General features: G+C 67.6%; 14 protein-coding genes. 7 read left to right on the top strand and 7 right to left on the bottom strand.

From position 1 onward, the window contains the following. The first annotated feature begins 17 nt into the window (after nt 1-17). Genes ACWF4Z_RS32965 through ACWF4Z_RS32955 form a run of 3 tightly spaced genes read left to right on the top strand, consistent with a single transcriptional unit; the run spans nt 18 to nt 2,040 of the window. On the top strand, nt 18-821 hold the full coding sequence (locus tag ACWF4Z_RS32965) for an MBL fold metallo-hydrolase (protein ID WP_452247102.1): 804 nt from the start codon (nt 18-20) through the stop codon (nt 819-821). A 16-nt stretch (nt 822-837) separates the two neighbouring features. Further along, complete coding sequence (locus ACWF4Z_RS32960; RefSeq protein WP_452247101.1) at nt 838-1,524, top strand: TetR/AcrR family transcriptional regulator; 687 nt, start codon at nt 838-840, stop codon at nt 1,522-1,524. A 3-nt stretch (nt 1,525-1,527) separates the two neighbouring features. Continuing rightward, complete coding sequence (locus tag ACWF4Z_RS32955; protein ID WP_452247100.1) at nt 1,528-2,040, top strand: DUF402 domain-containing protein; 513 nt, start codon at nt 1,528-1,530, stop codon at nt 2,038-2,040. A 3-nt stretch (nt 2,041-2,043) separates the two neighbouring features. On the opposite strand, the gene ACWF4Z_RS32950 is transcribed toward ACWF4Z_RS32955, so the two are convergent. After that, on the bottom strand, nt 2,044-5,166 hold the full coding sequence (locus tag ACWF4Z_RS32950; RefSeq protein WP_452247099.1) for a BTAD domain-containing putative transcriptional regulator: 3,123 nt from the start codon (nt 5,164-5,166) through the stop codon (nt 2,044-2,046). 57 nt (nt 5,167-5,223) lie between these two features. Beyond that, complete coding sequence (locus ACWF4Z_RS32945) at nt 5,224-5,673, bottom strand: iron chaperone (RefSeq protein ID WP_452247098.1); 450 nt, start codon at nt 5,671-5,673, stop codon at nt 5,224-5,226. A 114-nt stretch (nt 5,674-5,787) separates the two neighbouring features. Between ACWF4Z_RS32945 and ACWF4Z_RS32940 the strand changes: the two genes are divergently transcribed. Together ACWF4Z_RS32940 and ACWF4Z_RS32935 are read left to right on the top strand one after the other, a co-directional pair. Next, on the top strand, nt 5,788-6,315 hold the full coding sequence (locus ACWF4Z_RS32940; protein WP_452247097.1) for an NUDIX domain-containing protein: 528 nt from the start codon (nt 5,788-5,790) through the stop codon (nt 6,313-6,315). 42 nt (nt 6,316-6,357) lie between these two features. Beyond that, on the top strand, nt 6,358-7,215 hold the full coding sequence (locus ACWF4Z_RS32935; protein ID WP_452247096.1) for a haloalkane dehalogenase: 858 nt from the start codon (nt 6,358-6,360) through the stop codon (nt 7,213-7,215). Nucleotides 7,216-7,260: 45 nt separating this feature from the next. Here ACWF4Z_RS32935 and ACWF4Z_RS32930 read toward each other — a convergent pair whose 3' ends face one another. Together ACWF4Z_RS32930 and ACWF4Z_RS32925 are read right to left on the bottom strand one after the other, a co-directional pair. Beyond that, entirely contained in the window at nt 7,261-9,303 is a 2,043-nt protein-coding gene (locus tag ACWF4Z_RS32930; protein ID WP_452247095.1) for a PQQ-dependent sugar dehydrogenase, read from the bottom strand. Between the two features lie 140 nt (nt 9,304-9,443). Continuing rightward, the gene (locus ACWF4Z_RS32925) at nt 9,444-10,547 is read right to left on the bottom strand and encodes an FAD-dependent oxidoreductase (protein WP_452247094.1); all 1,104 of its coding nucleotides are present in this window, start codon (nt 10,545-10,547) and stop codon (nt 9,444-9,446) included. Nucleotides 10,548-10,631: 84 nt separating this feature from the next. Between ACWF4Z_RS32925 and ACWF4Z_RS32920 the strand changes: the two genes are divergently transcribed. After that, a complete protein-coding gene (locus ACWF4Z_RS32920) occupies nt 10,632-11,213 on the top strand; it encodes a TetR/AcrR family transcriptional regulator (RefSeq protein ID WP_452247093.1) in 582 nt (193 codons plus the stop codon). 11 nt (nt 11,214-11,224) lie between these two features. On the opposite strand, the gene ACWF4Z_RS32915 is transcribed toward ACWF4Z_RS32920, so the two are convergent. From ACWF4Z_RS32915 to ACWF4Z_RS32905, 3 genes are read right to left on the bottom strand one after another with little or no spacing between them, the layout of a single operon-like run. Next, nucleotides 11,225-12,046: a MauE/DoxX family redox-associated membrane protein gene (locus ACWF4Z_RS32915; RefSeq protein WP_452247092.1), complete on the bottom strand. Its 822-nt coding sequence runs from the start codon at nt 12,044-12,046 to the stop codon at nt 11,225-11,227. Nucleotides 12,047-12,059: 13 nt separating this feature from the next. Beyond that, the gene (locus tag ACWF4Z_RS32910) at nt 12,060-12,662 is read right to left on the bottom strand and encodes a cell wall protein (protein WP_452247091.1); all 603 of its coding nucleotides are present in this window, start codon (nt 12,660-12,662) and stop codon (nt 12,060-12,062) included. Nucleotides 12,663-12,675: 13 nt separating this feature from the next. Next, nucleotides 12,676-13,089 carry a hypothetical protein gene (locus ACWF4Z_RS32905; RefSeq protein WP_452247090.1) on the bottom strand — a complete coding sequence of 138 codons (414 nt, stop codon included), beginning with the start codon at nt 13,087-13,089 and terminating at the stop codon, nt 12,676-12,678. Nucleotides 13,090-13,701: 612 nt separating this feature from the next. On the opposite strand from ACWF4Z_RS32905, the gene ACWF4Z_RS32900 reads away from it, so the two are divergent. Continuing rightward, entirely contained in the window at nt 13,702-14,688 is a 987-nt protein-coding gene (locus ACWF4Z_RS32900; protein ID WP_452247089.1) for a TerC/Alx family metal homeostasis membrane protein, read from the top strand. The last annotated feature ends 48 nt before the right edge of the window (nt 14,689-14,736 follow it).

Below are 14,736 nucleotides of genomic sequence, written 5' to 3'. Positions count from 1 at the left end.
ACGTCAGTGGAGGATCAATGCGCTTCGTCTCCGGTGGTCCGCTCCATGCCGTCTTCGAGTTCGGTGAGCTGCGGGTGGTCTCACTGCGAGACGGGTACGTCGACATGCCGCCGACCCGCCTGCGCGACCTCAGCGGTGAGCCGCTCGACCATGTCCCATCGACAGTTCCACTTGCCGAGGGCAACTTGCGGCTGTCGGTCAACGCGTTCTACCTCAGCGACGGGACACGATCGATCCTGATCGACACCGGCGCCTCCAACGCCTGGCTGGAGACGATGGGATCGCTGTACGACGCCCTCGCCGAAGCCGAGATCGAGGCAGGCACCATCACCGACGTGGCGATCACTCATCGGCACGAGGATCACGTCAACGGCCTAATCGGGCCCGACGGATCGCAGGCGTTCGCCGGTCTGGAACGGGTCTGGATCGGAGCCGAGGATGCTGCGGTGTTCACCGGTCGACTCGAGCCCGTCCGCGACCGCGTCGTACCGATCACCAGCAAGGTCGCGATCAATGCATGGGTCACTGCTGTTCCGGCTCCGGGGCACACACCTGGGCACACGATCTATGACGTGACGAGTGGCGGTGAGCATCTGCTGGTGTGGGGCGACACGGTTCATGTGCCGTCGCTGCAGTTCGCTCAACCGCAGGTGTCGTGGGAGTTCGACCGCGATCAGGCAGAGGCGCGCGACGCGCGAGCTGCGCTGCTGACGCAGTTGGCCCAGCCCCATCACTACGTCGCCGGCGCCCACCTGGACTCACCCGGTGTCGCGCGCGTGACGCAGGCGGGCGACGGCTACGCACTCGAGTACCTCGCATAGTCGTTAAGGTGCGGTTATGCCACCGCGTTCGAGGAGTCCGATCAGTCGGCGTGAGCGGCCGGCGAAACCGGCCTTGAGCCGGGAGGGGATCGTGATGACGGCGGTCGGCATCCTCCGGACCGACGGGTTGTCGAAGGTGACGATGCGGCGGCTGGCGCAGGAGCTGGATACCGGGCCTGCGTCGCTGTATGTCTACGTCGCCAACACCGACGAACTGCACGCGGCCATGCTCGACCAGTTGCTCGGTGAAGTGGAGCTGGACGCTCCCGGGAGTGACTGGCGCGAGCGGCTCGTGGGAGTGCTGACCTCATACACCCGCGTCTTGTTCGCGAACCCGGAGCTGAGCCGGTCGGCGCTGGCGGTGTGGCCGAGCGGTGAGCATTACGTGCGGTTGGTGGAGCGGCTGCTGCGGTTGCTGGACGAAGGCGATGTGCCACCACAGCAGGCCGCCTGGGGAGTGGATGTCCTGCTGCAGTTCCCCATCGCGGTTGCGGTCGAAGGGGCCATCCGCGAGCAGTCACCGCAGAACGAGGTCGGCTTCAACACCCTGAGCCAGGCGTTGCGCGACGCGGACGAGCGGACCTACCCGCACGTACACGCCCAGGCCGACAGGCTGCTCAGCGGTACGCCGGAGAAGCGCCTGGCATGGCACTTCCACATGCTCATCGAGGGCATCGCCCGTACCCCAGTGCCGGAGAGCTGACGGATGCGGCTTGAGGACGTCCAGGTCCTGCATCGGACCGGCCAGTGGTGTTCCGGCGTCCGCAGCGAGGACGGGGTCGTCGCGTACGACGTACCGATCCTCCCGCAATGGCAAGCCCCGGGCCGCCCCACCACCGACCGCTGCTTCGTGATCGCCACCGAAGGCGTCCAACTCACCAAGCCGAACACCTTCACCGGCGCGATCGAAGGCGGCTGGTACGTCGATCTCGTCGACGTCGAGGAATCCGAGCCGGGCCGGCTGGCGATCCACGATCTGTACGTCGACCTCGTCGTACCGCCGGCCAGTTTCCGCTATGAGTTGCTGGACCTGGACGAGTTCGCCGACGCGTTGGAGGGCGGCTCGATCGACGCCGCGACCGCGGTCCGGGTACTACGTGATACGCAGCGCTTCATCGACAAGTACCTGCGCAATCTCGATGAAGACCCGTTGACCGAGTGGCCTGACTTCCCGCCGGTGACCGTACTGAAGCTGGTCGAGCTGCCGTCGTTCGGCTGACTTCTAGGCGGCGAGGGCGGCCGCGACCAGTTGCTGCCAGTCTGCCTGGGATCCGGTGTGCAGGGCCTCGGTGAAGTGGGTTTCGCCGAGGTGGCGGCGTGCGGCGTCCTCGATCCGGTGGATCGCTGGTTGGGAAAGGTCCGGCAGGCCGCGGACGGTGTTGCTTGCCGCGAGCAACTGTGCCGCTCGCTCGTACTCTTTGCGACGCATCGCCAGGTGCGCGACCCCGACGATGGTCTGGGCGATGAGCGCCGGGTGGCCGGCCTCGGTCGCGGCGTCGAAAGCGGCCACGCGGTGCTTGCGGGCCTCGTCGAGATCGTCGGCGAAGTAGCCGCGCAGACTGTGCGCGGCCGCGCGGATGCTGGCCTGCTCCGCGTCGGGGCCGAGGATGGTCAGGGCGAGATCGAGCTGCCGCAGTGCCTCCTCGGCATCGTCGTTCCAGCCCGCGAGCTCCGCCTTCGTGAGCGCGAGCACGACCAGCGCGCCGGCCCACGGAACGCGTTCCGCGTAGCGTTGCGCCTCGGCCATGGCGGCCGCGCTGGCCTCGTGGTCGCCCATCAGCCAGTACACCTGGCCCAGCCGGGCATGGATCCGGATGACGTCGTCGACGGCGCCGAACTCGGTCACCACGGCCGCCGCCTGGTCGAGATAGTCACGCGCCTCGGCGAACCGGCCGCGGGTGATGGTCCGCTCCGCCAGTTCGGCCAGCGCGAACGAGATGCCGAACCGTTCTCCGGTCGCGCGGAAGGCGTCGAGTGCCAAGCGGAGATCCTGGTCCGCCTGCTCGCCGTCGCCACCGAAGACCGCCCGCATCTTGCCCAGCTGTAGCCGCGCCATCGCGCGGACCCAGGGATCCTCGTGATCGAGGAGCGCTTCCCAGGCGGGCAGGATGCCGGCCGGATCCCGCAACATCTGCTCCAGCGGAGCTATCAGGCTCAGCACCGGATTCGGGTCCTTGCTCAGCTGGCTGTAGCGGTAGGCCTTGTGGATCCACTCCGCCGCCTGATGTTCGTCGCCCACCCCAGAGCTCAGGAATTGGACGACGAACGCGTACACCGCCGCGCGCACCTCATCGGTCACCTCGCCGGGGATCTCCGTGGCCGCCGTCACGAGCTCGCTGCCCTCGGTCTTGTGCCCGGCCACCCACCAGTACCAGGCGGCGGACGCGGCCAGCCGCATCGCCTCCTGCGCCTCGCCGGCCGCCGTCGCGGCCCGCATCGCCGCGCTCAGGTTGTCATGATCGTCCGCGAGCAGCGCGATCCAATCCAGCTGCTCGGCGCGGCGAAGATGCGGTAGCGCGGTCTCGGCCAGCTCGGTGAAGTAGCGCAGATGCGCGTGCCGGGCGAGGTCCGACTCTCCCGCCTCGGCCAGACGTTGGGCGGCGTACTCCTTGATGGTGCCGAGCATCCGGTACCGCGGCGACTTACCGGTGTCGGCGACCACCAGCGACTTCTCGGTCAGCGCGGTCAGCAGCTCGAGCACCTGATCGGGATCGACCGTGTCGCCTGCGCAGACTCGCTCGGCGGCCTCCAGGCTCGCACCGCCGTAGAAGACCGACAGCCTGCGCAGCACCATCCGCTCCGCGTCCGACAGCAGCGCCCAACTCCAGTCGATCACCGCGCGCAGCGTCCGCTGCCGGGGGAGCGCCGTACGACTGCCGCCCGTCAGCAGGCGGAACACGTCGTCGAGCCGGTCGGCAAGCTGGTCGAGCGACATCGTGCGCAGCCGGGCCGCGGCCAGTTCGATCGCGAGCGGCATCCCGTCGAGCGCCCGGCAGACGCGTGCCATGGTCGCCAACGTGTGGGCATCGATCGCGATATCCGTGCGTACGGCGGCGGCCCGATCCCGCAGCAGCTGGACAGCCGGCGACGCCTCGATCTCCGCCGAATCAGCTTCATCGGTCGGCAGAGTCAGCGGTACGACGTGCCACAGCGCCTCACCCGTGATGCCGAGCGGCTCCCGGCTCGTCGCGAGGATCCGCAGCCGCCGGCACTCGCCGAGCACCCGATGGGCGAACGTCGCCGCCGCCTCGATCACGTGCTCACAGTTGTCCAGGATCAGCAGCGCCTCGCGCTCCCGCAACGCGGTGATGACCCGGTCGGTCGGGTCCACCTCCGACACCTCGCTCAGCAGCCCGTCCCGCAGACTGAGCGCAGCAAGCGTCGCCTGGGCCACGTCACCGTCCGAACCGATCGGCGCGAGCTCGACCAGCCACACGCCGTCAGGCTCGTCGTCGACCAATGTGCGCCCGGCCTCCGCGGCCAGCCTGGTCTTTCCCGCTCCGCCCGGCCCGACGAGCGTGGTGAGCCGGTGCCCGGCGACGAGCTCGCGGACCATGCCGATATCGGTGGCCTTGCCGACATAGCTGGTCAGCTCGGCCCGCAGGTTGGTCCGCCGCTCGTCCTCGCGCCGTCCGAACTCGCCCCGCAGCAGGGCGACATGCACCGCGGACAGCTCGGGGGACGGGTCGACTCCCAGCGAGTCCGCGAGGGCTTCGCGGGTGCGTTCGTACAAGAGCAGTGCGTCAGCGTTGCGACCGGCCGCGGCCAGCGCCTGCATCAGCGCGGCAACGAGCCGCTCGCGGACCGGGTGTAGGGCCACCAAGTCGGTCAGCTCGGTGACCAGCTCGGCGCCCCGGCCGCGGTTGATCTCCGCATCGAACCGATTCTCCAGAGCGGTCAGGCGAAGACCCTCGAGTCGAGTGACGGCCGCGTCGTACGCCGTACTGTCCTGCAAGCCAACGTCTTGCATCGCGTCACCGCGCCACAAGCCGAGCGCCTCGGAGAGCAAGTGCGGGTCGGTGCGGGTCTGGCCGAGCAGGCGCTCGAACCGGATCGCGTCGACAGCATCCGCATCCACCAGCAGCCGGTAGCCATCCGGTTGACCCTCGATGACGCCGTCCGGCAAAAGCTTGCGCAAGCGGGAGACCAAGCGTTGCAAGGCATTCCCCGCCTCAGCGGGCGGTTGCTCGCCCCAGATCCAGTCGACCAGGGTCGCCTTCGGGACCACCTGACCCGGCCTCAGCGCCAGCGCGACCAGCAGTCCGCGCAGCCGGGCGCCCGGTACGTCGACGACCACGCCGTCGTCCGTACGAACCTCAAAGGCACCGAGCATCCCGATCTGCACCCGCTGATCTTGCCACGAGCTGGTCTTGCGACACCCGGAAGGTGACAACGAAGGCGATCAGCTGACTGCCTTCTTGAGCAGGGCCGCGATCTGCTTCTCGGCGGCGGGGGTGAGCTCGGTGACGGCGTACGCCGTCGGCCACATCGCGCCTTCGTCGAGCGCCGCGGCGTCGTTGAAGCCGAAGGTGGCGTAGCGGGACTTGAACTTGTCCCGGCCCTGGAAGAAGCACACGATCTTGCCGTCCTTCGCGTACGCCGGGGAGCCGTACCAGGTCTTCGCGGTGAGCTCGGGGGCGTTCGCCTTGACGAGGGCGTGGATCCGTTCGGCGATGACGCGGTCCTGGTCCGGCAGCTCGGCGATCTTCTCCAGGACGTCGGCTTCGCCGTCCTTGCCGCGGGCGGACTTGAGCTCCTTGGCGCGCTCCTTCATCGCATCGCGCTCTTCGGTGGTGAAACCGTCGTACGACTTGGCCTTGGAGCTGGTGGTGGTCTTCCGCGTCGTTGCCATGAGAGGAGCCTTTCTGAGTGGTTCGGGCTGACTGATCTTCAGACTACGGAGCACAGCCGGTGGGTCGCTTCTCGAAAACTGATCGATTGGTGGCGTGTGGTCGAGACTGGTGGCGTGAATCGACAGGATGATCTGCTGGCCGAGGGCGAGCCGGAGCAGGAGTTCAACGCCGGGATCGCGGCCCGCCTGCCGCGGAAGACGGTCGCCGGCGGCGCGCTGATCCACGACCGGGACGGCCGGATCCTGTTCCTCGAACCGACCTACAAGCCGACCCTGGACATCCCGGGCGGCATCGCCGAGTACGACGAATCGCCGTACCAAGCCTGCCGCCGTGAGGTGAAGGAAGAGATCGGCCTCGACCGCGAGATCGGCGCTCTGCTGGTCGTCGACTGGGTCCCCGCGCACGGCCCCTGGACCGACGCACTCGCCTTCGTCTTCGACGGCGGCATCCTCACCGCCGACGACCACCTCGTCCCCGACCCCACCGAGGTCCGCGCCATCCACTTCCTCACCCTGGCCGAGGCCACCCCCCACCTCCGCCCCTCGATGGCCCGCCGGCTGACCCAGGCCCTGGCTCGAACCACCCCCGCCTACACCGACTTCGGCCGGCCGGTGACCGGGGTTGACCTCAACTCGGGTTGAGCTTTTATGTTGGTCGCACCAACAAGTTGAGGGAATGTGGACATGCCTGATCTCGCGGTTCTTGACTCGACCATTCACTACGAGGAGACCGGCGCGGGTACGCCGATCGTCTTCCTGCACGGGAATCCGGCCTCGTCGTACGTCTGGCGCAACGTGACGCCGTACGTCGGCGCCGGCCGGCTGCTCGCCCCCGACCTGATCGGGATGGGGCGCTCCGGCAAGCCCGACATCGGCTACACCTTCGCCGATCACGCGCGGTATCTCGACGCCTGGTTCGACGCGCTGGAGCTCGACCGGGTGATCCTGGTCGGCCACGACTGGGGCGGCGCGCTCGCGTTCGACTGGGCTGCCCGGCACCCCGATCGCGTCGCCGGCATCGCCTTCTTCGAGACCATCGTCAAGCCGATGGCATGGGAGGACCTCACCCAACAGGCCCGCGAACGCACGCAGCTCATCCGTACGCCGGGGCCCGGCGAAAAGCTCGTCCTCGAGGAGAACCTCTTCGTCCGCCAGGCCTTCACCGGCGGCGTCCGTACTCCTGTCGCCGACGAGGATCTCCAGGTCTACCTGCAGCCGTACCCAACTCCGGAATCGCGCCGTCCCATCCTGGCCTGGCAGCGCCAACTACCCCTGGGCGGCGACCCGGCCGAAACCGTTGCCCGCATCACCGACTACGACGAGTGGCTCGGCACGAGCCCCGGCGTACCCAAGCTCCTGCTCACCTTCGAGGGCTCACCCACCCTTCTCATCAGCCCGGACCTAGCCACCTGGTGCGCCACCAACATCGCCGCTCTCGACATAGTCCCCTGCGGCGAAGCGGGTCACCATGCAGCCGAAGACCGCCCCAAGCAAATAGCCACTGAGCTAGCCACCTGGCTCGACCACCAAAACCTCCGCTAGCCCCACCGGCGGGTCACTCGGCTCGGGTGACCCGCCGGCTCGGCATCAGGGAAACTTGAGGCGGACGATGACGTTGTCGATGGTGTCGGGGGTACCGCCGTTCATGTCGTTGTTGGTGGAGGTCAGCCAGAGGGCACCGTCGGGGGTTTTGGTGACACTGCGGAGGCGGCCCCAGCGGCCGGAGAAGACGGCCTGCGGAGTGCCTACGCCGGTGCCGGCGGAGTTGATCTGGGTGGCCCACAACTGCTTGCCGGTGACACCGGCGATGTAGATCCAGTCGTTGACGATCTCGATGCCGCTCGGTCCGGCCTGGGAGGTGGACCAGGTGCGCTTCGGCGCGATGTAGCCGCTGCAGTCGCCGATGGTGCCTTCGCACGCGGGCCAGCCGTAGTTGCCACCCTTCTGGATCAGGTTGAGCTCGTCGAGGCTGTTCTCGCCGAACTCCGCCGCCCACAGTTGACCGCGCGAGTCCCAGGCGAGGCCTTGTGGGTTGCGATGTCCCCAGCTCCACACGTAGCGAGCATTGCCGCCGGTGCTGAAGAACGGGTTGTCACTCGGGGGAGTGCCGTCCGGGTTCATCCGCAGGATCTTGCCGTTCAGCGAGCTCTTGTCCTGCGCGTTGCCGGAGTTCTTCGCGTCGCCGACCGTCGCGTACAGCTTCCCGTCCGGACCGAACGCGATCCGCCCACCGTTGTGGTACCGGTTCTTGGCCAGCCCGGTGAGCACCGGCGACGAGGTCGACGCCAGTACGCCGTTCTCGTACTTCATCCGCACGATCCGGTTGTCACCAGAAGCCGTGTGGTAGAAGTACACCCAGTGGTCGGTCGCGAAGGTCGGCGACAGCGCGATGCCCAGCAGACCGCCTTCACCGGTCGTCGTGACCACTCCCGGCACCTTCCCGAGCGTCGTCTTCTGCCCGGTCGCGGTCACCCGCAACACCTCGAACCGATCCCGCTCGGTCACCAGCGCCGATCCGTCCGGCAGGAACGCCACACTCCACCCGAGGTCGACCTTCGCGATATCCCGGTCGTACGCCGGAATCCCGCCGGCCCCACCCGTCGACGTACGTACCGTCACGGCATTGCTGGCAGCCGACGCATTCCCGTCCGGATCCCGAGCCTTCACCGTGAAGGTGTACTCGGTGTTCGCCGTCAGCCCGGTCACCGTCGTCGTCAGCGAACCAGTCGTCGCAACCTTGGCCGACCCTTGGTAGACGTCGTACCCGGCGATGCTGCCGCTGTTGTCGGTCGACGCGTTCCAGGCCAGCGAGACGCTGTTCGCCGTCGTTCCGGTGGAATGCACGTTGCCAGGCACACTCGGCGGCTGGGTATCGCCACTGCCCGGAGTAGTAAAGGTAACTACGTTGCTTTGCTGCGAAGCGTTGCCTGCGGCATCGAATGCGCCGACGGAGATGTCGTACGCCGTATTGGCCGTCAAGGTGTCGACCGTCGCGGACAGCGTGCTGCCGTCGACGACCTTGAGGACGTTGCCGCCGCGATTGATCTCGTACCGGACTACACCGACGTTGTCGGTCGCCGCGGCCCAGGTGAAGGTGGCGGCGTTCGACTTGAGGTTGCTGACGGCGAGGTTGGCAGGAGCGGACGGCGGGGTGGTGTCGTTGCTCGTCGGGGTGACCGTGAGCTTGTCGGCGTTCGGGCCGCCGTCGACGCTGGTCGCGCGGGCGCGGATCTTGTTCGTCCCGGCGACCAACTGGAGGCGGACCGTCTTGGTCGCCCAGGTCTCCCACGCACCCGTGCCGGGGAACGTGATGCCGACCGCGCCGGCGACGCCGTTCACGGTGAAGTCCATCGGCCGGGTGGCCGTCGTACCGTTCGCGTATCTCAGGGTCACGTCGGCCGGTCCGGCCGGAGCCGTCACGGTCCACTCGACGTAACTGCCAACAAGGTTGTCGTAATTGACGAAGCCGGCGCCGGTGTACCCGGCATGGTTGGACTCGACCACGCCTTGCGAGATGGCCGCGTCCTCGGCCTGGTAGTCGGTCGATGCCGCGGTGGCGGCCGGGGGAGCGCTGAGCCCGAGCGTGGCGACGGCCAGCACGGTCACAACCCAGATGAAGCGGGGTCTCATGAGGTCTCCTGGATGTCCGGGGCGGAGGAGCTGCAGGGGAACCACCTAACCGTTAGGAAGGTTTCCTAATGGCCGCTTCGCATCACACCATCGCCGCGAGGTGCTGTCAACACCGACAGCGATCAAGCGGTAACAGCACCCTAGGCGGCGACTGTCGGCGCCGCCAACAAGTCGTCGAACACCCCGAGCATCTGGTCGCCGAGCCCGGTCGCGCGGTCCAGCATGCCGGCCTCGTACGCCGTGACCGCCTCGGCGACCGTGGTCGACGTGACGAGCGCGAGCGCGAGGTCGCAGGCGTCGAGCATCGCGAGGTTGACCCCGACGCCGACCGGTGGCATCAGGTGTGCGGCATCGCCCAGCAGGGTGATCGACGGGCTCGGCGTCCACCCGAACGGCATCGGTAGAACGTAGAGCGGCCGATCGATGTACCGGCCGTCGAGGCCGATCGCCAGCTCTCGCACCTTTGGAGCCCAACCGGCAAACGTGGCGGCAAGGTGCGACCGAAGTGCGTCGGTATCGTCGAGTTCCAGACCTGCCGCAGTGATCCAGTCCGCGGCCAGTCGCTGCATGACATAGACGGTGATCTGATCATTGGCATTCCGCTGCGCGAAGATCGCCCGCTCGCCGTCACTGATGTGAGTGGTGCCTTGGCCGACCAATGCGGCGAGGTCGGGGCGGCGGGTGTCGACCTCGTGGAACCGGGCCTCCAGGAACGTGACCCCGCTGTACGCCGGACGCACGGGAGAAACCGCGGTCCGGACCTTCGAAAACGCTCCGTCGGCCCCGATCACGAGATCGTGGTCGACACTCGACCCGTCCTCGAATCGCAGCGTCCCGGATCCTTCGACCGCGGTCAGCCGCCGACCCCAGTGAACGGTCCCCGGTGTCAGTGAATCCAGCAAGAGATCGCGCAACTGGCCACGATCGATCTCCGGCTTGAAAGTATCGCCGGCGTCCGGCACGAAACTACTGACCAGGGTGCCATCGGCGAGGTACGCCCGTCCCTCCTGTCCTTCGGGCCGGCACAGCGCGAAGAACTCGTCGATCAGGCCGGCCTCGCGCAGGGCGAGCTGACCGTCGTCGGTCCGGAGGTCCAGGGAGCCGCCCTGGTCGCGGGCGTCACGGCTGGTGTCCCGGTCGTACACGTCGACGTGGAAGCCGTGCCGCTGCAGGATCCGGGCGCAGGTGAGTCCGCCGGGGCCGGCGCCGACGATGCCGATCCGGGCTGAGGTTGGTGTGGTCATCAGAAGCTCCTTCAGCAGACAACTGGTGTCAGTTCAAAACTGTAGTCACTTCAGTTTTCCGATGTCAACCGCTAGGCTGACGCCGTGACGGATGCCACCGCACCGCCGATCTCCCGGCGGGAACGCAAGAAGGCCCAGACCCGGCAGCACATCGCCGAGGTCGCGACGCGGTTGTTCCTCGAGCGCGGATTCGACCACGTCACGGTCAAGGAGATCGCCGACGTGGTCGATCTGTCCCCGACGACGGTCTTCACCTACTTCCCGACCAAAGAGAGCCTGGTGTTCGACGACGCCCCGGAGCTCGAGGCCGGCATTCTCGCGGCCGTGCGCGATCGGCCTTCCGGGCAAGGCGTTCTGGCCGCGCTCGAGGCGCATCTGCGGACCGAGCAGATCGCCGCGCACGACCGGACCGAGCTCGAAGCCTTCACGGCGATGATCGCCGCGACACCCGCGCTGGTGGAGTACGCGCGCCGGAGGCTCGAGCGGCACGAGGAGTCGCTGACGGATGCGATCGTCGAGAGCTGGGGGGAGTCGGAGCGATTCCGGGCGCGGACGCTGGCCCGGTTCGTGCTCGGCGGCCTGGATCTGGTGCGCGACGTACCCGAACGGCAGGCAGCCCTCACAGAGCTGTTCGAGCTGCTCCGCGAGGGCTGGCCTGACCGCTGAGCGAGTGACCGCTACGTGACGGCCACCGGGATTGGACGGAACAGGGTCTGGCCCGACGTCTCGTCGACGACGGCGACCCGGACGGACTCCGGCGTGGAGTCGTCATGCGGTACGGCGAAGACGGCGGTCGCCGGGCGCCCGTCGTACCTCGCGGTGTAGCTGAGGAACCGCCACCCTTCGTCGTCCCAGTGATCGCGAATGTCGGACCGCAGCAGCCCGTCGACCGCGCGGTACGCCGGGCTGAGCATCACCCGTCGCTGCGTTGCCACGAGCGGTACGTCGTTGCTCGCCGTACCCGCGAGTGGATGGCTCAGCCTGAGTCGCAGCCGCCGCAACGGCAGCAACCAGTACCGATCCAGCTCGGCGGACAACGCGACGAACGCGGCGGCCTCGACCACCAGCACGAGCAAGCCCGCACCGGCCGACCACCAGCCGGCATCGGCAGTCGTTGCCACAACTGCGGTTGCCAGCAGCAACAAGGCCCGCCCGATCGCCCGCTGTCCAACGGGTCGCTCGGACTTGCCGACACACCCGCACGATGCTTCGGGTACGACGATCCTGGCGTAGACGAGGTATCCGGTGAAACCGATGCCCAAGGCAACGGCCGCCAGCGCCTCGACGATCCACACCGGCGGCGCGAGCAACGCCAGACCGATCACGGCCTCGACGACACCGACCAACCGGTACGCCGGGACCGCGCGTGACTCGCCGACCAAGCGGGGCAACGCCGTACGATCCGCCTGCTGGGCATTGGTCAACTTCCCGTACGACGACCACAGCAGGACGGCTCCGATGAGCAGCGGCTGCGCGGCCGCTACCTCTTGTGCGAACATCGCGGCCTCCCGCTCAGTTCGACGAGTAGATCGTCGCGAGGTCGATCTGGTTGGTCCCCGGCCGCCAGGCGCCGATCACCTGGGCATGCCGGCCGACCTTCAGCATCGACAGGTCCGACACCGCGGGAGTTCCGTTGTAGACGGCCGCGGTGAGCCCGGGCTGCACGAATCCCACGACGGTCTGGCCGTTGTGGTCGAGTTGCAGGGACGAGCGTCCGATCGAGGTGATGCTGACGGTCAGGTTGACGATGTTGATCCAGACCGACTCGGCCGCGAGCACGCCGTCCGGCATCAGCACGCCGCGGGCGTACAGGCCGTCGCCGATCTTAGCCTGGTCGGCGGTGGTCGGCCGGAGCTTCCAGACACTGGTCCCGCCGGTGAGCTGGATCCGGTGCAGCCGGCCGTCGGATCCCTGCACCTGCAGGAGATCCTGGCTCCGGCCGGTGATCAGGCCTTCGGCGAAGTTCGGGTCGGGTTGTCCTGGTTCGGGGAACTGTGAGCTCGCGGCGAACGCGGTCTCGGGAGCGAGCGAGCCCAACGTAGTGGCTGCGACGAGCCCGGAAGCGCCGAGTGCGGCCCGGGTGAGCAGAGAACGGCGGTCCAACGTGGTTGTCATCTCAGTTCACCTCTCAGCCGACGTCGATCGCAGCGGGGATCAGACCGTTCGACAGGCTCGCGATCGCGGAGAACGCGGCCGGGGTCAGGTCGAGGATCCGGTTGGAGGCGCACGACCCACCGCAGCAGGCGCGTTCACCACAGAAGAGGTCGGTCTGCGGACCACAGTCCGCGATCGACGTGACCACGCGGGCTCCACTGCACAGATGCGTCGTGGAGTGCCGGAAACCGCAGGTACGCCGGGACATTCCGGTGACTCCGCAGGTGTCCGGGTGAGTGATGGCGTAGCACGCGTCCGAGGTGTTCGGCCACGCGTGCTGGAAGTTCGAGGAGTTGCAGGTTCCGCAGGCGCCGTGTCCCGCGGTACCGCAGGGTCCCCATGCGTTGCCGCAACAGAACCATGAAGCTTCGCCGTTGAGTCCGGCCATGACATTTCCTCCTAGGTCGAGGTCGTGTCTGGCAATCCATCGCCTACTGCGCGGCACTCGGCACGGCACCTCGCCGCACTGGAGCAAAGGCCACGATGGAAAACATCGAGGCCTTCACTCCAGCACGCCGATGCACCGCACCGAGCACCTGCTCGCGACGGCGCTGGATCACCAGACACGACCTAGGGCGGTAAGACCTACGACCTTCTTTGTACTCCGATCCGGCGGAATCTCCCACCCCCTGTGCCGAAATGGAAACTTTTTGCCAGATCGCCGGCTGTCGGTCATGTTCCGCTCGACCAGGAGCGCGGCTGCGACCCCTGGCGCTGGAGTCTGTATGCGGTATACGATCTTGCCGAGCACGCCGGATGTGACCTGGTGCACGGTGGTATGCATCGGCACTGGATACACTCGGGGTGTTTGTGGAGGGGAGTATTCCTCCTCGGGCCGCGCCGAGCAGTGTCCGGCGGCATGGTCCGAGCACGGCAGTGTCGTCATCACGGGAGGCCTGGGCGGCCGAACCGGTGCTGCCGGCCCGGAGTGATCCGGGCGGAAGAGACCTCCGGACCGAGCTGTACGCCGTCGTCCGGAGGATTCGCCATGGTCTCAGTTATGCCCCCGCTCGTCTGGGTGCTCACCATCGTCGGGCTGCTCGCGATCGTCGCCTTCGACCTGGTCGTGATCGCCCGGCGGGATCACACCGTCACGATCAAGGACGCGACCCGCTGGGTCCTCTTCTACGTCGGCCTGGCCGGCCTGTTCGCGGTCGGGCTGTTCATCTTCAGCCCCGGGCAGACCGGCGGTGAGTTCGTCGCCGGCTACATCACCGAGTACAGCCTGAGCGTCGACAACCTGTTCGTCTTCGTGATCATCATGGCGCGCTTCGCGGTGCCCAGCCTGGCCCAGGACAAGGTGCTCTACATCGGCATCGTGGTCTCGATGGTGCTGCGGGCGATCTTCATCCTGGCCGGCGCGGCGGCGATCTCGGCGGCGAGCTGGGTCTTCTACATCTTCGGCGCGTTCCTGGTCTACACCGCGGTGAGGCTGGCGCTCGAGGGCGAGAACGACGAGGGCGACTTCCAGGAGAACGCCGTACTGCGCGGGCTCCGCAGGATCCTCCCGCTGTCCCACGACTACGACGGCGCCAAGCTGGTCACCCGGATCGACGGCCGCCGGCTGGTGACGCCGCTGGTGATCGTGATCGCCGCGATCGGGATGGCGAACGTGATCTTCGCGCTCGACTCGATCCCCGCGATCTTCGGGCTCACCCAGGACGCCTACATCGTGCTGACCGCGAACGCGTTCGCGCTGATGGGGCTGCGCCAGCTGTACTTCCTGATCGGCGGGCTGCTGGAACGGATCATCTACCTGAACGTCGGTCTGTCGGTCATCCTCGCCTTCATCGGCGTGAAGCTGATCATCGAGGCGCTGCACGGCTCGCACATCGACGACATCGGCGCGATCCATCTGCCCCACATCGGCATCCTGACCTCACTGGGCTTCATCGTCGGCACCCTGTTCGTGACCACGGTCGCCAGCCTGATCAAGTCGTCGTACGACCGCCGTCAGACCGCGATCAAGGTCCGCATCGAGGACTGACCGGACCGCCGGCACTCACCAAACCGGGCTGCTCGCCGCTCACCGAGC

The sequence above is a fragment of the Kribbella sp. NPDC055071 genome, assembly GCF_053608045.1.
Note: the sequence above shows the minus strand (reverse complement) of the source record. Positions and strands in the feature narration are given on the sequence as shown.